Raw genomic sequence first — 20,474 nt, 5'->3', positions numbered from 1 at the left:
TAAACCATAAATTAAATCCGATCATATCAGTAGAGCATCCAATTGGATATCTTTTTGAAGATAAAATCATTCATTTATTAAATATTCGATTTCAATCGTTATTATTTTTTACTGGTTTGCGCTAAAATATTTAGCTAAATGATTAAATATAAAGGTTATGATAATGTTTACAGGAATTGTACAAGGTGTTGGTCAGATTATTTGTATCACAGATCGAGACAAATTAAGAACCTATAAAGTCAAACTTCCACACAACTTAACAAATAATATTGAAATCGGAGCATCAATAGCAAATGATGGCTGTTGCTTAACTGTAACCGGAATTGAAAATGATTGCGTAACCTTTGACATTATGCAAGAAACCCTTGCTTTAACTACTCTCGGCAATAAGAAGCAAAATGACTTTGTTAATATTGAACGAAGTGCTAAATATGGTGATGAAATTGGCGGGCATGTAATGTCTGGACATGTCTCTTGTACTGCAACCATTATCGATATCCAAAAAACAGCTACCAACTGTCAAATGACCTTAGCTATGCCTGAAAAATTTATGAAATATGTGCTATATAAAGGCTTTATTGGTATAGACGGCGCAAGTTTAACCGTTGGTGAGGTTAAAGATAACCATTTTAACATTCACCTGATCCCAGAAACCTTATCGATTACTACTCTGGATACCAAAAAAGTAGGGGATAGTGTTAATATCGAAATTGATTCACAAACTCAAGCTATTGTCGATACGGTTGAACGCGTATTAGCAAAATAAATGATTGAGCACAAAAGATTATTTGATAATGGTTTATTGCAAAATAATATACTTTTTATTGAAATAAAAGCAAACTATTAAAAGCATCAAACCATTATTATTGAATTAACTTATAACATAAGTTATTACAAACATTTATCTCTTTATATAAAATAAACTCAGCTATTTAATAAGATGAAAATATTAAAGGTATGCTTTACTATCTGAAATGAATCATCCAAATAATCATCATTCTTAATTTATTCATTAAAAAGAAGTATAAAATAGTAATTTCATGTCAAATGACTAAATGTATTACCTCATTATTAAGACCTTTATAATCATCTAGATTAAGAAAAATACCCCACTTTAAGATTGCTATTTAGGCACTCAGACTTTTCAACATTGTTTATTATCACATTGGATTCCAGATTAATCTGGAAAAAAATGTAATCGTCTTATTTATTTATCTAACTATACTTTAAATCATCATGAAGGTATTACATACAGAAAAAGGAGTTGAGTAATGGAAAGACAGATCAAATTACTTAAACTACTTTACCATGATATTACTGAAGAATTAAATCAATTTGTTAAGCAATCCAATATCCAAAATGGTCAGTTAACCATAGCTACCACACATACAACTTGCTCACTATTTTTTGAAGAGTGTATGCATGACACTAATTTTTTTGGTGATGAGTTTCTTCATGTCGATATCAACAATACCTTAGAAAAAATTGTACCGCGCATGACTAGTGAAAATCAGTACAACAGCCCTGGTCCAAAGCATGTTGAATTTGGTTTAGGACTTAGTGATCCCAATTATCCAGCAGAAAAATGGGTTATGTTAAATACTGATGCTCATATCAAATCATCACTTTTTGGTCATTTCTCATTGGTGTTGATTATTAAAGATGGTTTGCCACTATTAGGGCAATTAGGAAAAATCTATTTTGTTGACTGGGATGCGTTACGTGAACGAATACGCAATGTCAATTTTATGTTAATGGGCTGTTAATAAGAGGGAATATTATGATACTGTCCCCATCACTATTTAATTCTGATCTTTATCAGATTAAAGAAAACTTGGAAAAATTTAAATTATTGGGTATTCGTCAATTACATATTGACGTGATGGATAATCACTATGTACCAAATCTCGGTTTTAATGCAAGCTTTGTCAAAAATTTAAAAACACATACTGATTTTATTTTAGATTGTCATCTTATGGTTGAGAAGCCTGAGTTAGCCATAGCAGATTTTATTGATGCTAAAGCTGATATCATCACCTTTCATTACGAAGCAACGGCCCATCACTCATTCATTATCAACAAAATAAAAAGTAACAATATCAAAGCTGGAATAGCTATAAATCCAAGCACACCGGTTGAAAACCTAAAATTATTATTACCTTTTATCGATTTAGTATTAGTTATGACTGTTAATCCGGGTCAAAAAAAAGAAAACTTTTTACCTTTTACCTTAAAAAAAATTGAACAATTAACCCGTGAAAAGCAAAAAGGTAATTATCATTACGACATCCAAGTTGATGGCAATATTACTGACCAAACTATATCACCATGCATTGCCGCTGGGGCAAATAGCATTGTATCGGGTGGATTCATCTTTAAAAATAATGCTATAGAAAGCAATATAGAAAAATTAAAAATGGCAATAAAATAGGAATAAAATAGTGAAAATCAAAAATGTTCTTAGCAATATATTGACAGAAATATCGGCGCAGGAAGTCAATTTAAATGAAGATCAACTTCAGGAATTTAAAAATGCTATTATTTCCGCAAAACATATTTTTTTAGCTGGAACCGGCCGTTCAGGATTAATGATTAGTGCCTTTGCTAATCGATTAATGCATTTAGGTTTAAATGTGAGTTTAATAACTGAAATCAGCAAACCTAAAGCAAATGTTGGCGATTTATTGATTTTAGGATCTAATTCTGGGGAAACTAAAAGTCTTATTGCTTATGCTAATCAAGCAAAAGCAATCGGTGTTAAAATAATCCTATTTACCACCAACAACAACTCAAGTTTAGCAAAACTAGCTGATAACATTGTTGCAATTCCAATCAATGTTGTTCAATTAAATCAACCTATGGGCAGTACCTTTGAACAACTATCTCTGCTGACTTATGACAGCATCATTTATAGTCTAATGGACGATTTAAATCAAACGCCAGAATCAATGAAAAATCGACATGCCAATATTGAATAGCATTGAATCTTAAAAACTCCAAGTCTCAAACCTAAATTAGTGATGGATGCTTTTGGAGGCAAGTCCATTGCATCTACACTATATGGGATAGTTAACATTATAGCATTTAATATTTTTATAAAATTTTGAGGAACGGGGTTTTTTGATTCAAAAAAAGTTGAGGAGCGGGGTTTTTGAGGGGATGAGAATGCAAATAGCTCTTAAAAAGTTAAACCGCCATTAATTTATTTATTCAATTAACAGCGATTTTATTCCTTACAGATTGAATCACTATTTAATGCTTTTTAAATAGTCAGCAATTTCAGCAATATCTTTAGGTGTAGTTTGGCAGCATCCGCCAATCAATTTAGCACCTAATTTTAACCAAGTTGGTAATTGGTTTTTGAAAGTACAGTTGTGTTGGTGAGTTTTATGCCATTGTTTGGTAGTTGGATCATACTGTTCACCTGAGTTTGGATAAACAATCAAAGGTTTTCTAGTTAAGGTTTGTAATACGGTTAATGCGGCAGTTACTTCTTCTAAGGCAATGCAATTAATACCAACACTAACCACTTGATCAACGTTATTTAGATAATCGATCACTTCTTTTAATGGAGTGCCATCGCTAAGGTGATTAGCATCTTTTAAGGTAAATGAGAACCATGCTGTCATTGTTGGATACTGTTTCAGTACTTTAACAAGCGCTTTAATTTCAGCAAAATTGGGTAAGGTTTCGCAAGCTAGGATATGGGCTTTTGCATCGATTAGTGCTTGTATTCGGATCTGATGAAACTCGATAAATTCTTCTTCACTTAATTGGTAGTTGCCTGTGTATTCTGAACCATCAGCTAAATAAGCACCATAAGGACCAACTGAACCAGCTATAAATAGTGGTTTATTTTTACCAATCTGAGTTAAATATTGCTCTTTTGCTTGTTGAGCCAGCTCGACACTTTTTTTGATAAGCTTTATAGATTCATCTAAAGATATCCCTTTTTTAGCGAACCCTAAAGGTGATGCCTGATAGCTGGCTGTGGTTGCACAATCTGCACCAGCTTTAAAGTAGTCATAATGAACTTGCCTAATCAGATCGGGTTGTTCTATTAATACTTTGGCTGACCACAAACTATCATTAAGATCACAGCCACGGCGCTGTAACTCACTAGCTAAAGCACCGTCAATTATGATATTTTGGTTGAATGATATTGGATTAAACATTATCGGTTTACTCGTTGTTGATAAGCTCGGGTAACATGATAGGCAATATAGCAAAACACCACAAATGGAATACCACAATAAAGCGCGATGCGCTGTTCTGGATCGAATGCCAAACCAACACAAGCAACTAAGCATAGAATAAAGCCTAAAATTGGTACTAATGGGTATAAAGGTGCTTTATATTTGAGACCTTCAATGTCAGAAGATGAAAGTTGTTTTCTAAAAAAGTAATGAGAAGCACAAATACTTAACCAAACCGCCACCACAGCAAATCCAGAAATCGCGGTTAGGCCGACAAACACCGTATCTGGGGCGATGACACTAGAAAACAGCGCTAATAAACCGCCAATCATACTAACGGCAATAGCTGTGGTTGGAATACCTTTTTTATTTAGTTTACTAAAGTATTTAGGTAATGTGCCTTGATTGGATAATGACCATAACATCCGACCAGAAGCATATAGTCCAGAATTAGCGGCAGATAGAATAGCGGTTAAAATAACAAAATTCATAATATCAGCCGAATAGGGGATACCAATACTTTCGAACACTTCAACAAATGGACTTTTGATTACACCAGCTTGCTCCATTGGAAGTAGCGCTGCTAATACAAAAATTGTACCGACGAAAAAGATGATTAATCTGAAAATAGTGGTTTTAATCGCTAATGGAATCGATTTCTCAGGCTGATGGGTTTCACCAGCAGCTATACCAATAAGTTCGGTTCCAGAAAAAGCAAAATTAACTGATACCATGGTCATAATTATTGGCGTAATACCATTAGGGAACCAGCCATACTCGGTAATATTATGTAAAAATGGAGCTGGCATATCATTTTTCATCGGAATTATGCCAAAAATAGCTGCGCTTCCGGCAATGATAAATACTACGATAGTGATGACTTTTATTATCGAAAACCAAAACTCACTTTCGGCAAAAAATTGTGCAGTAATTATATTCAACATAAAAATGACTAAGCAAAAAACTAAACACCACTGCCATACAGGGACATGCGGGAACCAGTATTGCATACACAATCCGGCAGCGGTAAAGCTTGAGCCTAATGCGACAGTCCAAGTTAACCAATAAAGCCAGGCTACCGTATAGCCTGTAGCAGGGCTGATAAATCGAGATGCATAGGTATGAAAGGCACCCGTTTCAGGCATAGCCACAGCAAGTTCACCTAAACATAACATGACAAGATAAACGACTAATGCGCCAATTAAATAGGCAATGATTGCACCAATTGCGCCAGCAGTGGCAATAATATAACCGGTATTAAAAAATAGACCGGTCCCAATTACACCACCTAAAGATAGCATAATTAAATGCCGAGTTTTCATGGTGCGTTTAAATTGATTTTCATTACTAACAGAAGAATGTTTATTCATAAAATTTATTTTCAGTTAAAGTAAAAGAATTCATAATTCTAAGTAAGTTGAATTATGATTTAAATATTCATCTATCATTGTTTAAACAAATACTTCATTTTGTGATTTGATATAACTAATCAAATAATATGTATCGGATTTACAAATAAATTGTTTATTGAAGCTATCCCGCCAAAAGGTGGCGGGATAAATTAGTGATAAAGAGTTTAACTTTTAAAAATGGTTTTGAAGCTCTTGAAAACTCATTTTTTTGCCATTAAGGTTGAATTGACCACTTTGTTTAGTGTATTCAATTTCAGTGAATATACCTTCCACATCTCCTTTTTTAAATAAAATTGCTGGATATGGAGATCTATTGAAAGATCTTTCAACGATGAATTGCATTTGTTTAGCATCAGACTCAAATTGTTGTTCAGAAATATTTTCATTTTCTGGATTATCAAATTGAGTCTTAATACGTGCTATAACTTTGTATGGTGCATCAAGATTTACTTTAAATTGGTTAAGTTGATCGATATTTTGAGCCAATCTGAAACTTGACATTATAGTGAAATCAGAAACATCAAAAAATGCGCTGTAGTTAAAATCACCGACTGCATTGTGCCAATTGACTTTTTTGATGTTTATTTTGGTATTAGGTGAACTATGTTTAATTTTAGCTAAAAACGGCGCTGCTTCTGGGTAAATTTCTAAAAAAGATTTATCTAATCCTTCAAAATCAAATTCAAACGAACCATTACCTATGTCTTGTTTACCATATTTAAATGAACCAATCTTGAATGCAAAATCACCATTTAAGCCACTCTCTTTTGCTTCTAACACATAATTCCAAGCTAAATTTTTCAGAGAAATTTCTGGTGTATCTCTGGCCGATTCAAAATTAAAATAGAAATCATCAACGCTAGCATTTAAAGTATATTTATTTTGAAAATCTGCATCGTTAACAACTTTTAAATTGGTTATTTTTAATTGATTATCTGCATCATGTTGATAATTAATTTTACTTGCTTCAATCGAAATTGATGGGGCAACAAAATTAATGTTTCCTGAAGCACGCCAATTTATCTCACCAAGATCAAGTTTACCATCAGCATCTTCAACTCCGATATCTTTCAAATCAAGTACAATTGGTTGAGTTGATATGTTATAGTCTATGAAGTCAGAGTAAGACAGGCTTATATGACCTTTCATAAATGGCTGATTGCCCGCTTTTTTCCATAAATCAGGATTAAATTGTTCACTATTTTGAAATTCAACCCAAGCTTGTTGTGGTGTGAATACGCCATTTTTTAACGCTTCAATTGGAAAAGGACCATGATGAATAATCACATCATCATCGTATAATACAACTGTTTTTGAGTCCTTAATTACAGCTATTTTTATGTGTGTTTTAGTTGAGAAAAGGCTTTTTTCGTCATTTGTATGCGTGATTTGTACATTAAAATTATCTTGTAAACTATTAACTTTTTGGGTTAAATTTTTTAATGTGCCATCAAGACCATTTTCAATTACATTTCCGGTATACCATGCAGTACCAACATACCCCAAACCTAATATTGCAATAACACCAACTGCTAATTTTGTTTTCTTCATTTTTACTCTCTTAATTTCTATTACTTGTTAGTTACTTTTCTAAAATTAATAATTTTTACTGCTTTTTACTTCGGGTTTAAGACTAATTGGGTTTTAATTCATTATTATTTTAATAGTTCCAATACATCACTTTTATTATAAATTTTTCCATTAATATTAACATCATTGCTATCTTGAAGTATATCAATAAATAAACCTTGCTCTCCGTCTTTACTAAAGGTAAATAATGGCGAATCATTAGACATATGTGCCAATATGTCTTGGACTATTTTTTTAGATTTATTAAATTGATCCTCTGTTATACCACTATTATTAGGAGAATAATATTGAGCAAATGTACGCGCTAGTACGTTAAGTGGGGCGTTCACGTGTAATGTAAAGTTATTGATGTTATCTAACGGATCGTTAATTATATAAATTTTATTAAGATTAGTAACATCAAGTAAACCTTTGATATTGATGTCACCATTATCATTATGTAAATTTAATTTTTTTAACTCAAATCGACTATTGATAGGTTGATTATATTGAGTATCTTCATCGATAAACGCTGCACCAAATTCCGCCTTATCTAACCCTTGATAATCAATATTTATTTCTGCTTTTCCTAACTCTTGTTGTCCATATAAGATCGAATCAATACTACCGCTAAAAAAGCCATTTAGAGTACGGCTATCACCAAAATTAACTTTCTGATTGACTGAAATTTTATTTACTTTTATAGCAGGTCGTTTATCGTCTGACTCAGGAATTAAGGTAAACTTATCGAGGTTAGCTTGTAAGGTTATATTTTGATTATTGGAATCAATAGTGCTATCTACTTTTAGATTGTTTATTAAGAAAGTGTCATTATCGGACTTAGTAAAGTCATAATCAGGATTGAAAAAAGCATCTCTTAGATTTGTATTTAAAGAATCTAAACTCAATAAATAATGAGTATTTGTTGATTGTTTTTCGCCAGCAAACTCAATGTGAAGCTTATCTAAAGTGAAATATACATTAGCTTTTTTGGTGTGAAATCTATCTAAATCCAGCGTTATCGAAGGTATAGGGGAATCATTATTACTAATAAATGTAAAACTACCATTACCTAATTCGTATTCAAGATTAATATTAGTTTCGAACTCCCTTTTTTCACTAAATTTTCGACTAAAAAGTTTCATGATCAGATTATTACTATAATCCAAACTAATGTAGCCAGTAATAAATGGTTGATTTCCCATAGCTTCCCATAACGCAGATTTAGCTTCTTGGCTGATTTCATAATCAATCCAAGCCTGTTGTGGTGAAAATATACCTTGTTTTAAAGCTGCAATTGGGAATGGTCCATGATGAATAGTAAAATCTTTATCAGCTAACGTTAATACATCCTCTGAACTTCCATCTTTGGGTGTTAACGTCATATAGATGTGTGTTTTGGTTGAAAACAGATGTCTTTCATGATTAGAATGGGAAATGTTTAACTTAAAGATATTTTGCGCATTGTTAAATTTTGCAACGGTTTCGGGTAACGTATTGTATAGTTCCTTTTCTATTACGATACCTGTATGCCATGCTATACAAATATAGCCTAATATAGCAATAGTAATAATGGTTAATATAGCAATAGTAATAATAGTTAATATTGTTTTTTTCAATTCTTATGTTCCTGTATATTTCGAGCTATTTTTCTTGATGTTCAGCAAAATCAGCTAATAAACTTTTAATATAATCAATGCGTTCAATGCGCTCTAAATCAGCTTTGAGTAATTTTAATCGATTTGTTCCTTCCAAGCGATAATTTTTTGGTGATTTTTGAATTGTTTCAATTAAATAATCAACTGAAATTTTGTTGTTAGATCCAAACTCAATAAAACCACCTTTTTCACCAAATTCAATTTTTGTAATACCTAATTTTTGTGCTTGATAACGGATTTTCGTTGTTTCTAATAAAAAAAGTACCGGATCAGGTAGCTGACCAAAGCGATCGCGCATTTCGACTTGAATATCGGTTAATTCATCTAAACTTTCGATACTTGCAATTCGCTTATATAGTGACAATCGAGTATTGACATCGGGGATGAAATCATCAGGAATCAACGTTGGTAATCGTAACTCAACTTCGGTCTGTTGATTATTGAGTAATGATTCAAGAGTCGGTTCTTTGCCTTCCTTAAGAGATTTAACGGCATCATCAAGTAATTCGATATAAAGGTTAAAACCAATTGTTTCAATCTGCCCACTTTGATCACTGCCTAATAATTCGCCTGCACCACGGATTTCAAGATCATGTGTAGCTAAAGCAAAACCAGCACCTAAGTCCTCTAATGTAGCGATAGCATCAAGACGTTTTTTAGCATCTTTACTTAGTAATTTAGGGTGTGGTGTTAATAAATAAGCGTAAGCTTGGTGATATGAGCGTCCAACTCGACCACGCAATTGATGTAATTGTGCTAAACCAAATTTATCGGCTCTTTCAATAATAATGGTGTTGGCATTAGGGATGTCGATTCCGGTTTCGACAATGGTAGTACACACCAATAAGTTGAATCGTTGATGATGAAAGTCATTCATTACGCGCTCTAAATCGCGTTCATGCATCTGCCCATGACCAACTGCAATTCGTGCTTCAGGTACCAATTCAGCTAACTTTTCAGCCACATTTTCAATATCTGATACGTCATTGTGTAAGTAATAAATTTGACCACCACGCAAAATTTCACGCAAGATGGCTTCACGAATAACTAAGTTATCATATTCTCGAAGAAAGGTTTTTACCGCTAATCGGCGAGCAGGTGGTGTAGCGATAATTGAGAGATCACGCATACCACTCATTGCCATATTTAGCGTTCGAGGAATAGGGGTAGCCGTTAAGGTTAATATGTCGATATTGGCTCGCATCGCTTTAATACGCTCTTTTTGGCGAACACCAAAGCGATGTTCTTCATCAACAATTAAAAGCCCTAAATCTTTCCATTTTACATCTTCTTGTAAAAGTTTATGGGTGCCAATAACAATATCGATTTTACCTTCAGCGAGTTCTTGAATTATAGCTTGTTGCTGTTTAGCGGTTTTAAATCGTGACAAACTTTCGATGCGTATTGGCCAATTGGCAAATCTATCACAAAAACTTTCATAATGTTGCTGTGCAAGTAAAGTAGTCGGGACTAAAACTGCGGTTTGTTTATGATTTATCACCGCTAAAAATGCAGCACGAATTGCCACTTCGGTTTTACCAAAACCAACATCACCACAAACTAATCGGTCCATAGCATAAGGTGAGCACATGTCACCAATAACAGCACCAATGGCATTTTGCTGATCTTCCGTTTCTTGGTAAGGAAAAGCTTGGCAAAACAGCTCGTATTGTTCACGATCTTGTTTGAATTCGAAGCCTGGCTTACTTTCGCGTTCAGCATAAATATCTAACAATTCAGCTGCAACATCTCGTACTTTTTCGGCAGCTTTTTGTCTAGCTTTACTCCATGCATCAGTTCCTAATTTATTGAGTGGAGCATTTTCTTCATCACCACCTGAATAACGGCTAATTAAATTTAGCGATGAAACGGGTACATAGAGTTTAGTATCATTGGCATAAAGTAAAATAAGGTATTCAGCAGTAATACCACCTGTTTCTAATGTGGTTAAACCAGCGTAGCGACCAACACCATGCTCAAGATGTACAACAGGCTTACCTGGTGTTAATTCTGCTAAACTACGGATTAAACTGTCAGTATTAATTGCCTGCTTGCTCTCTTTCTTACGGCGAATAACTCGACGGCCCAATAATTCGTTTTCAGTAATAAAGGCCAAATTTTGTTGATGATCGATAAAACCTTGTTCGCTAGCACCAATCATTAAACAATAACGGTTATCCGATTGTTGGCTAAGTTGAGTGATGGTGGTTGGATGTATTCTTATACGGCCTAATATTTCTAGCAATGCATCTTTTCGACCTTCCGATTCGACTGAAAAAATAATCCTGCCATTAAAATTTTGAGTAAATTGTTCAAAATGTGAATAGGGATTTTTCTGCTGAATCTGTATAGCTATTTCAGGCAGTAAACTAAATGGTAAATTAATACTTTTGTTCGATTCAGTGATTTGAGCGCGTGAAACCGTAATTCGTGGATAGTGTTTGAAATGAGCAAAGATTTCATCGGTTTTTGACCAAATAATTGTTGGTTCTAAAAGCGGTCGCATAGGATCGACTTTTCGGCTCTCATAACGCTGAGTAATATCTTGCCAATATTTATTAGCAAACTGTTCGATGTTAGCAGTGTTAATGATCAGTGTATTAGATAAAAAATAGCTAAATAGTGGCGTGAGCGGTTCAGTAAAGAATAATGCCTGCCAATACTCAATACCGGTTGGTAAAATATTTTTACTGACTTGTTGGTAGATACTTTCAGGATCTAACCTTACTTCAAATCTCTCTCGCCATTGGCTTCTAAACAATTCTATTGATGTTTTATCAAAAGGAAACTCATGAGCAGGTAGTAGTTGAATTTCGGTAATTTCATCGAGAGTCCGTTGAGTTTCGACATCAAAGGTACGAATGCTGTCTATTTCATCATCAAAGAAATCAATGCGGTAAGGACTTTCACTGCCCATCGGATAGATATCAAATAATGCTCCGCGAGTAGCATATTCACCATGTTCCATGACTTGACTAACTGAACGATAACCCGCATTTTCAAGTTGCAAGCGTAGATTTTCCCGACTTATGGCTAAGCCTTTTTTCATCATAAAGACATGCCCACCTAAATAGTTCTGCGGGCAAACTTTTTGCATAAGCGTATTAATTGGTAAGATTAATGCACCTTTGGTCAAATGCCCTAGATTATAAAGGCAAGATAATCGTTCTGACACGATATCTTGGTGCGGTGAGAAGCTATCATAAGGAAGCGTTTCCCAATCGGGGAAGAAGATCGACGGATAGTGTGAAAATTGTTTTAGCTCTTCATGGAGACGAGTTGTTTGTTGCATATCATCTGTAACAATCACCACTAAACCATCATGTGCGTCAATGACTTGCGCACAAAATTGAGATAATGAAGAACCGACAAGTTGACCAACTTGTTTAACTTCACCTGATTTTTTAGGAATGATGCTAGAAATATTATTAGGCATGTTGGAATAATAGATAATTGCGACAAAGTTATCGTGATATTATAACGTAATTATATGGTTGTTTTCTATAACTGTTTAATCCTGTATGATAAGCAACTAAAATTTAAAAAGTTGATTGAAAACTTCAGGTATTTAATAACTATTATGTCAAAGATATTTCGTCCATTAGTATTTTATATTGGTTTACGCTATGTATATGGGCAAAAAAACGATGGTTTTGGCCGCTTTGTTTCCTGGCTATCTATGATTGGAATTATGCTTGGTTCTATCGGTTTAATTGTGGTATTGTCGGTAATGAATGGGCTGGAAGAGCAGATGCAAAATAGTATCTTAAAGTTTTTTCCTCAAGCACAAATTACCTCTAAAACAGGTAAAATTGATTCTAGTATTATCACTTCATCGCAATTTGAAAATATCCAAGGTGTTGAGCGGATAACGCCGATTATTACCGGTGATGTGGTTTTACAAAGCCAACAAAGTATCACGGTTAGCACCTTAATGGGGATTACTGTTGACGACCACGATCCGATTGAAGATTATGTTTATGCTGGTTCAATCGATACCTTACAGGCGGGTAGCTATAATGTAATATTAGGGCAGACGTTAGCCGATCAATTAGGGGTGATAGTTGGTGATAAGATTCGCTTGATGGTCACCGATGCCAGTCAGATTACACCAGTAGGGCGTATTCCTTCCCAACGTTTATTTACCGTGAGCGGGTTGTTTTCCGTTAATCATGATATCAATCAAGCGTTAATTTATATCAATCAAACTGATGCTAGAAATTTATTACGTTATCCTGCTAATAATATTAGTGGCTGGCGTCTATTTTTAGCTCATCCACTTGAAATTTCATCTGTAACAAAAAATCCATTACCTGAAGACTTGGTGTTTACCGATTGGCGAGCAAAACGAGGTGAGCTGTTCCAAGCTATTAAGATGGAAAAAAATGTGATGGGGCTGTTGATTAGTTTAATTGTAATTGTCGCGGCATTTAACATTATTACTTCGCTTAGCTTGTTAGTTATGGAAAAACAAGGCGAGGTGGCCATATTAAAAACGCAGGGTTTATCACGCTTTAAGATTATGCTGATTTTTATTATTCAAGGTGCTAGTTCAGGTGTCATTGGAACTTTATTAGGTAGCGCCATTGGTTTGTTACTTGCCTCATATTTAAATGAGTTGATGTCGGTGCTTGGTTTATCCTTTGCTGGTATTGAATTACCAACGCTAGTTGAACCTGCACAAATTATATTTATTATTTTCGGATTACTTATGTTATCGCTAATTTCAACTATTTATCCTGCATATCGTGCAGCCAATATCCAACCAGCCGAGGCTTTACGTTATGAATAATTCACAGCCACTTCTTTCAGCTAAAAATCTCTATAAAACCTATAAAGAAGGCAAAATGGTGACCGAGGTATTAAAAGATGTCTCGTTTGATATCTATCCTAAATCATTGCTGGCAATTATTGGTAGCTCTGGCTCAGGTAAAAGTACTTTGTTGCATTTGCTTGGTGGATTAGACAAACCAACTTCAGGTGAAATCACATTTAAATCTCAACAACTGAATCGCTTATCAGAACAAGAAAAAGCACATTTGCGTAACCAAGAAATTGGATTTGTATATCAGTTCCACCATCTATTGCCTGACTTTACTGCGCTTGAAAATGTAGCAATGCCTTTGTTGATTGGAGGCACATCACCTAGCGAAGCTAAAAAACGTGCTATGGCGATGTTAGAGTCGGTAAATCTAGTTAAACGTGCTAATCATCGTCCATCTGAACTATCAGGTGGTGAACGTCAACGCGTTGCGATAGGACGAGCGTTGATTAATAATCCTGCACTCGTGATGGCTGATGAACCAACGGGTAACTTAGATAAATCAACAGCTGATTCAATTTTTGAGTTACTGATAAAACTTAATCGTGAACATGGTACGGCTTTTTTAGTGGTGACGCATGATCTCGCTTTAGCAAATCAACTCGATCATCAATTGATTATGAGTGATGGGCAGTTGTCTCATTCGGTGAAATAAAGGTAAATGGATTATGAATTTATCATTAATCACAGCCATAAAATTCCGTAAAGGACGCCGTAAAAGCGGTATGGTTTCGTTGATATCAATTATTTCAACTCTGAGCATTGCTATAGGTATTGCTGCGCTGATCATTGGCTTAAGTGCCATGAATGGTTTTGAGCGTGAATTGAATGATCGAGTTTTATCGGTCGTGCCTCATGGACAAGTTTATTCTCATATGGGCAATTTGGAAAATTGGGAACATATTCAAACTGAACTGCAAGAAAATAAACGTATTGTATCTGCCATGCCGTTTGTTAGTTTTACGGGATTGATTGAAAATGGTAGCAAGCTTGGTGCGGTTGAAGTGCAAGGGCTTGACCCAGAACAAGAAAAGAAGATAAGTGCATTACCTAATTATGTACTTAATAATAAATGGCAAGATTTTAAAGCCGATAATCAACAAATCATTTTAGGTGCCGGTTTAGCTAAATCACTTGCAGTTCAAGAAGGGCAGTGGGTTTCTTTGCTTATTCCGGTTTCAAACAATCCAGAACAACTTAAACCACCTCGTCGAGTTCGTTTACAAGTACATGGTATTTTAGATCTTAGTGGTTCATTGAGTAACAATATGGCTTTATTACCTTTAACTGATTCACAAAAGCTACTCAATATTGGTGACAGTGTCACAGGATTGATGATCAATGTAGATAATGTTTATCAAGCTAGTGATATTATTGGCCAGGCAACGTTGAATCTTGAAGAGAATCTCGATTTTAATAGTTGGGAACGTACATTTGGATTTATGTATCGTGATATTCAAATGATTCGACAAATTATGTATTTAGCGATGATTGTCGTAATTGGCGTTGCTTGTTTTAATATAGTATCGACGCTAGTTATTGCAGTTAAAGATAAGCAACGAGATATCGCTATTCTTAAAACACTTGGCGCAACCAATAATCTTATAAAACGTATTTTTATTTGGTATGGTGTAATTTCAGGTTTGATTGGTAGTGTGATTGGCGTGGTGCTTGGCGTTATCGTTTCATGGCAACTTTCAAACATAATGGGTGTTTTTGAGTCGATGATGGGACATAAAATCTTAAATAGCAACATCTATTTTGTTGATTTTTTACCATCTGAAATTCATTTATTTGATGTTGTCATTGTATTTATTACAGCAATGTTATTAAGTTTGATTGCCAGCTATTACCCAGCTCGAAGAGCGTATAAAATTGATCCGGCTCGAGTGCTAAGTAGTTATTAATAAATCAGATAAAATAATAAAGGCGTAAAGTTCAATTTGCGCCTTTATTTTTAATAATTAAAACCATATGTTGTTTTATAATATTGATAAATTGAATATAACAGCAAACACGATGCCGCAAAGAGGATTAAGATTAATAGAGTGTAAATATTGCTTTGATAGCGAAATTTTTTCAAACATACCGTAACTATCCCACCTAGAATAAACCCTGTAATCGCACCACCAATGTGCGCCATATTGTCAATAGAAGGTAACAAACCTAATCCCAGAGTCAGAAATAAACTGATTACAATAGACTTGATAGGCATCTCTTGCAGATCGGTACGATTGATGAGCGAATAAGCAAGCAGTGCAGTGATAATACCTAAGATAGCCCCCGAAGCACCACAACTAATAACACTATGACGAATGGTTGAAACGTCACTCGCTAAGCTACCAAATAAGCCGGACAATAAGTAGATACCAATAAAAGAAAATGGTGGGATTAATCGTTCTAAAACAATCCCAACACTCCATAATGCTAACATATTCATAGCAAGATGAGCTAATCCTGCATGTACAAAGATATTGGTAAATAAACGCCAATATTCACCAGAAAAAGTTAACTGAGCAACATCAGCACCCCAGTCAATCAAGAAGGCGTTTTCCATATATGTTGAAAAACCACGAGAATCAAGTAGATGAGAAATAACAAACCATGCAACATTAAGCAGAACTAAAATACTCGTAATCTTTGCTTGTTGAAATAAATATTGAAGATTTCTTAGATTGCTCATGTGTGGAGTATCCCTTTTGAAAAAAAATAAATCATAACTAAGTTAGATAAATGTGTTAATCCAGATGCTTACCCAAAATAACTAAATCACGTTTGACGCCATCAAGTTCGGCAATTTTGGGGAGTAGTGCCCAATGTTGATAATGAAGTTTTTCAAATAGTTTTATGCTAGGCGTATTGTGTCCAAAAACATAGCTAAGTATGGATTGAATACCGACTTTTTTTGCAAATGATTCAATTTGTGTCACTGTGGCTTGGCCGATTTTCTTCCCTCTAAAATCTTGATGAATGTATAAACTAATTTCAACCGTTTTATCGTAAGCCGGGCGACCATAAAATGATGATAAGCTCACCCAACCACAAGATTGATTTTGATATTTGATTAACCAAAGTGGGCGTTTTTGTGGATTATGCTGATCAAACCACGCTAAACGACTTTCAACAGACACCGGCTGTAAATCAGCTGTAACTTGGCGACTAGCAATTGTTGAATTATATACATCCACGATAAAAGGCAAATCATCTAAAGTTGCATCTGTGTAAGTAATCATAAGGTTAAAAGAAAAGTGATTAGTTTTGCATAATTGTAATGGCTTTATTATGTACAAGCAACCAAAGGCGATTTAATAGCTAAAAAAAGAAAAATAGTTTAAAAGAATTTACCAAAAAAACCTTTCCTCAACATTTTTGACACCATTTCAATAATGAATAAATTAGCAAAAAAAGTTGAGGAGCGGGGTTTTTGAGGTTTAATTTAGCTGATTTTATGCTGATTAAAATAATCAATTATTGCTTGATTAACAGTTGAAGTTTTAATGTTTTTACGCCATATCAGATAAATATTTATTTTTAATTTTTTATCTTGGTTGTTGATCAACTTTTTATAGATAACACCATCGACTTTCACTTGTGTCATCGATTGTGGTAAAAGCATTATTGCTTTACCTAATGCAACTTCCAGTAGCATAGATAAATTATCCGCAAGTTCGGCACGACGATGTAGTGGGTGGTTTAAGCTATTGAAAACCTTTTCACACTGGTCGTAAAAAAATGGATTTAAATGTTGTTTAAACCAAAACAGTGGTAAATCAATCACATCATTAAGGTTAACTTTATCTTGTTTACTGCATGGGTGATGAGCTGGCAATACTAAGGTCATGGGTTCTTGATAGATTAGTATTGAGTTTTCATTAAAATCTCTAGTTGGATAGTCGGAAACAAAGGCAAAATCAATATTGCCTTTTTGTAACTCTAGTATTAGCTCTTTAGAGGTATAGTTATGTTTATATATTTCTGTTTCATCACTAAATTTGGATAAAAACGATTTGAAATAAGGAATATAGTCAAAACTTAAGGTTTTAGTTGTTCCTATAATAACTTTTTCTAGATGCTTTGTTGATTTAACCATTGAACAAAGATCACTTAATAATTGTGTTACTTTAGATTTTAGTATTACGCCTTCATTGGTTAATACAATATTGTGAGAGTTTCTTAAAAAAAGTGTGCTTTGTAGGGTTTCTTCCAAATTTTTAATTTGAGTTGAAAGAGGAGGTTGGCTAATACCAAGTTTTTTGGCTGCGCCAGTAAAACTAAGTTCTTCACAGACCGCAATGAAATATTGTAATTGCTTAATAGTCGGTAATCTTTTGCTGTAAATGTCCATAATTACACAGTTCTTAATACATGAATTAGTTTGGTGTCCAAATCGTCGTATAGTTTTTTAGCACGATAATCATTTAGTTATTATGAATGAGTTTTACATCTTTTGCTAATCATCATTTTTTTCTATACGATTTTCGTATAACAAAATATGTATTTTTAAATTAGCTATTTGTCAGATAGTCTTCTTGAAAACTAATCAATCTTTATTATGAAATCTATGTTAAAAGAAGAAACAATACAGAAAAAATCCAGTCTAATTTTATCAGCAATTTTAATTGTGCTATTAGTCGGCTCGGTTTATATAAGTCAACTTATCTTTCAAGAAATATCAAAAAGTTATCATATTGATATTTTAGAAGCGAGAAATGTGTTTAGTTTATCTTGTTTTTTTTATGCCATTTCTTTTTTTATTTATGGTCCACTCTCGGATAACGTTTCAACAAAGTTATTAGTTCTGATTGGTAGTATTGGAACTATTTGTTGTCTTATTTTATCGGTGATCATTGATTGTTTTAATTTATATTTGGTTGTTATGTCATTAATAGGCTTTTTTGCAGCTGCTGTTCCTGCAGCTCTGTTCGCTTATACCGCTAAAAACACGCCAAATCATAAGTTACCACAAGCAATGGGAATTATGATTTCAGCTTCAATTGTTGGCATCATTTTTAGCCGAAGTGTGATTGCGATGTTAACTGATTTTTGGTCTTGGCAGATTGCTTTTATCATTTATGCGGGATTAATCATTGTAGCATGTCTTTTTGTTCCTTTTGGTATAAAGCAAACAACAAATCAATCTCCAACAACCAGTTTGATAGGTACGTATTTATCTGCACTTAAATTATTTCTAGATAAAACTGTCGTTATTTTTTTAGTAATCGGTTTTTTACTATTTTTTGTTTATCTTGGAATATCTTCTTTACTCACTTTTTATTTGAAAGGCGCACCTTTTTACTTATCTTCAACCGTTTTAGGTTGGTTGAATTTTGCTGGTTTAAGTGCGGTAGTCGGTAGCATGATCACTGGTAAGTTAACTCAAGTCATCAATGAAAAATACTTATTCATTATCTGTCTGTTAGCTGTATGTATGTCGATTGTCACTATCGGATTTAGCTCATCATTATATGTTATTGGATTAGGCATTTTTTGTTTATTCCTATTCGTTTTTGGTATTCAACCATTAGTTATTGCAATGCTAAATAAAATTGTACCAATTAGTTCTAGAGGTGCTATTTCGTCTTTATATCTTCTTGCTTGTTTGGCTGGCGGTAGTATTGGTACTTATTTACTCGGTATTGTTTATCAAAACAAAGCTTGGATTGGCGCCATAATACTTTGTGTCTTTTTGTCTATCGTTAATTTAATTCTAGCGTTAATTGCGATTCGATTAATTAGAAATAGTATCAAAAATTAATGTGTTATAAATAAGGAAATTAATAATGAAAAAATTTTTACTGCGTATATCGATGTTTATATTTTGCTGTTTTTATGGAGGGTCATCTATGGCAGGTTTAACAAAGATTTCCTCAGACTTCAATGCTCCAACAGGAATCGCATTTAATAGTAAAGGGGAGATGTATGTGACAGATTGGTCAAATAATTCAGTTTTGAAAATAAATGCTAATGGTAAAAAAGAGACTTTTTATTCGGGTATATCATCACCAGCTGGAATAGTGTTTGATGCAAAAGATAATATGTATGTTTCATCTTATGGCGATGATTATATTTTAAAAATTAATCGTGATGGTAAATCAGAAAAAATTTCTGATGGTTATCATACGCCTACCGGAATCGCTTTTTCTAATCAGGGGCAATTACTCATCACTAATCGTTCAACAGGTGAAATTGTTTCGCTTGATCTTCAAACAAAACAAAAAAATATTGTTGCTCGTGGATTAACTACACCAGTTGGCGTGACTCAATTAGCGGATAATAGTTTAGTTGTTTCTCAATACAGTGGACGTCTAACTATGATCAGTCCAAATGGTATTCAAACGGAACTCGGCGCCGAATTTAGTCGCCCAGGTGTAGGTATTGTACGAATTGCCCCAAATGTAGTAGCAGTGGTTGATAATGGTGCCGGTATGGTGCGAAAAATTGATGTACAAAGCAAAAAAGTGACGACATTAGTTTCGAACTTATCTCAAGCTGTTGCATTAGCTTATCATAATAGCCGTTATTACATTGGCACGTGGGGTGACGGTAGTGTATATGAGTTTAATAATTAACTATTTATCACTAGCAATTATTTATCCTTAAGGGGAAAGAAAAAAAGTTGAGGAGCGGGGTTTTTGAGGTCATTTTTTGAATGATTAAAAACATTTAAATTAATTTTAAACGTCATCCCGCTACTTTAAGTGTATATTTTCCAACGTGCTGAGTGCATTGATTGAAGCAGTATTTAAATTATTTTTATGCTTATCTATTTCGAAGTCATTTCAATCAAGAGTATATTTAACGTTATTGAAGGTATTTA

At 33.9% G+C, this 20,474-nt stretch carries 17 protein-coding genes; 9 read left to right on the top strand and 8 right to left on the bottom strand.

The genetic code is table 11. The features are described from left to right. Positions 1–163 precede the first annotated feature (163 nt). From GYM76_RS04945 to hxlB, 4 genes are all read left to right on the top strand, one after another. A complete protein-coding gene (locus GYM76_RS04945; protein WP_220226101.1) occupies positions 164–766 on the top strand; it encodes a riboflavin synthase subunit alpha in 603 nt (200 codons plus the stop codon). Between the two features lie 505 nt (positions 767–1,271). Then, complete coding sequence (locus tag GYM76_RS04940) at positions 1,272–1,766, top strand: YjbQ family protein (RefSeq protein WP_220226100.1); 495 nt, start codon at positions 1,272–1,274, stop codon at positions 1,764–1,766. Positions 1,767–1,780: 14 nt separating this feature from the next. Continuing rightward, complete coding sequence (locus GYM76_RS04935; RefSeq protein ID WP_220226099.1) at positions 1,781–2,431, top strand: ribulose-phosphate 3-epimerase; 651 nt, start codon at positions 1,781–1,783, stop codon at positions 2,429–2,431. Positions 2,432–2,441: 10 nt separating this feature from the next. Continuing rightward, on the top strand, positions 2,442–2,978 hold the full coding sequence (gene hxlB / locus GYM76_RS04930) for a 6-phospho-3-hexuloisomerase (RefSeq protein ID WP_220226098.1): 537 nt from the start codon (positions 2,442–2,444) through the stop codon (positions 2,976–2,978). 270 nt (positions 2,979–3,248) lie between these two features. Here hxlB and mmuM read toward each other — a convergent pair whose 3' ends face one another. The 5 genes from mmuM to mfd form a co-directional block, all read right to left on the bottom strand. Next, positions 3,249–4,175, bottom strand: coding sequence for a homocysteine S-methyltransferase (mmuM, locus tag GYM76_RS04925; RefSeq protein ID WP_220226097.1), 927 nt, complete (start codon positions 4,173–4,175; stop codon positions 3,249–3,251). Continuing rightward, positions 4,175–5,566 carry an S-methylmethionine permease gene (gene mmuP, locus GYM76_RS04920; RefSeq protein WP_220226096.1) on the bottom strand — a complete coding sequence of 464 codons (1,392 nt, stop codon included), beginning with the start codon at positions 5,564–5,566 and terminating at the stop codon, positions 4,175–4,177. The genes mmuM and mmuP overlap by 1 nt, the downstream gene beginning before the upstream one ends. Positions 5,567–5,779: 213 nt before the next feature. Next, on the bottom strand, positions 5,780–7,159 hold the full coding sequence (locus tag GYM76_RS04915) for a DUF945 family protein (protein ID WP_220226095.1): 1,380 nt from the start codon (positions 7,157–7,159) through the stop codon (positions 5,780–5,782). Positions 7,160–7,263: 104 nt separating this feature from the next. Beyond that, positions 7,264–8,796, bottom strand: coding sequence for a DUF945 family protein (locus GYM76_RS04910; protein ID WP_220226094.1), 1,533 nt, complete (start codon positions 8,794–8,796; stop codon positions 7,264–7,266). A gap of 25 nt (positions 8,797–8,821) precedes the next feature. Continuing rightward, entirely contained in the window at positions 8,822–12,271 is a 3,450-nt protein-coding gene (mfd, locus tag GYM76_RS04905) for a transcription-repair coupling factor (protein WP_220226093.1), read from the bottom strand. Between the two features lie 153 nt (positions 12,272–12,424). On the opposite strand from mfd, the gene lolC reads away from it, so the two are divergent. The 3 genes from lolC to lolE are packed head-to-tail and all read left to right on the top strand — an operon-like array spanning position 12,425 to position 15,564. Beyond that, on the top strand, positions 12,425–13,627 hold the full coding sequence (gene lolC, locus GYM76_RS04900) for a lipoprotein-releasing ABC transporter permease subunit LolC (protein ID WP_065734904.1): 1,203 nt from the start codon (positions 12,425–12,427) through the stop codon (positions 13,625–13,627). Further along, the gene (lolD, locus tag GYM76_RS04895) at positions 13,620–14,312 is read left to right on the top strand and encodes a lipoprotein-releasing ABC transporter ATP-binding protein LolD (protein ID WP_065563449.1); all 693 of its coding nucleotides are present in this window, start codon (positions 13,620–13,622) and stop codon (positions 14,310–14,312) included. The genes lolC and lolD overlap by 8 nt, the downstream gene beginning before the upstream one ends. A gap of 13 nt (positions 14,313–14,325) precedes the next feature. Next, positions 14,326–15,564: a lipoprotein-releasing ABC transporter permease subunit LolE gene (gene lolE, locus GYM76_RS04890; protein ID WP_220226092.1), complete on the top strand. Its 1,239-nt coding sequence runs from the start codon at positions 14,326–14,328 to the stop codon at positions 15,562–15,564. A 50-nt stretch (positions 15,565–15,614) separates the two neighbouring features. On the opposite strand, the gene GYM76_RS04885 is transcribed toward lolE, so the two are convergent. From GYM76_RS04885 to GYM76_RS04875, 3 genes are all read right to left on the bottom strand, one after another. Continuing rightward, positions 15,615–16,340 carry a rhomboid family intramembrane serine protease gene (locus tag GYM76_RS04885; protein ID WP_220226091.1) on the bottom strand — a complete coding sequence of 242 codons (726 nt, stop codon included), beginning with the start codon at positions 16,338–16,340 and terminating at the stop codon, positions 15,615–15,617. A 55-nt stretch (positions 16,341–16,395) separates the two neighbouring features. After that, complete coding sequence (locus tag GYM76_RS04880) at positions 16,396–16,890, bottom strand: GNAT family N-acetyltransferase (protein WP_220226090.1); 495 nt, start codon at positions 16,888–16,890, stop codon at positions 16,396–16,398. A 203-nt stretch (positions 16,891–17,093) separates the two neighbouring features. Further along, positions 17,094–18,002, bottom strand: a complete 909-nt coding sequence (locus GYM76_RS04875) for a LysR family transcriptional regulator (RefSeq protein WP_220226089.1) — start codon at positions 18,000–18,002, stop codon at positions 17,094–17,096. A 216-nt stretch (positions 18,003–18,218) separates the two neighbouring features. Between GYM76_RS04875 and GYM76_RS04870 the strand changes: the two genes are divergently transcribed. Together GYM76_RS04870 and GYM76_RS04865 are read left to right on the top strand one after the other, a co-directional pair. Then, entirely contained in the window at positions 18,219–19,412 is a 1,194-nt protein-coding gene (locus tag GYM76_RS04870) for an MFS transporter (RefSeq protein ID WP_220226088.1), read from the top strand. Between the two features lie 88 nt (positions 19,413–19,500). Beyond that, positions 19,501–20,226, top strand: a complete 726-nt coding sequence (locus GYM76_RS04865; protein ID WP_220226087.1) for a hypothetical protein — start codon at positions 19,501–19,503, stop codon at positions 20,224–20,226. Positions 20,227–20,474: the final 248 nt, after the last annotated feature.

Source organism: Gilliamella sp. ESL0443, assembly GCF_019469165.1.
Lineage (GTDB): Bacteria > Pseudomonadota > Gammaproteobacteria > Enterobacterales > Orbaceae > Gilliamella > Gilliamella apicola_E.
This window is presented reverse-complemented; position numbering and strand designations above follow the sequence as displayed.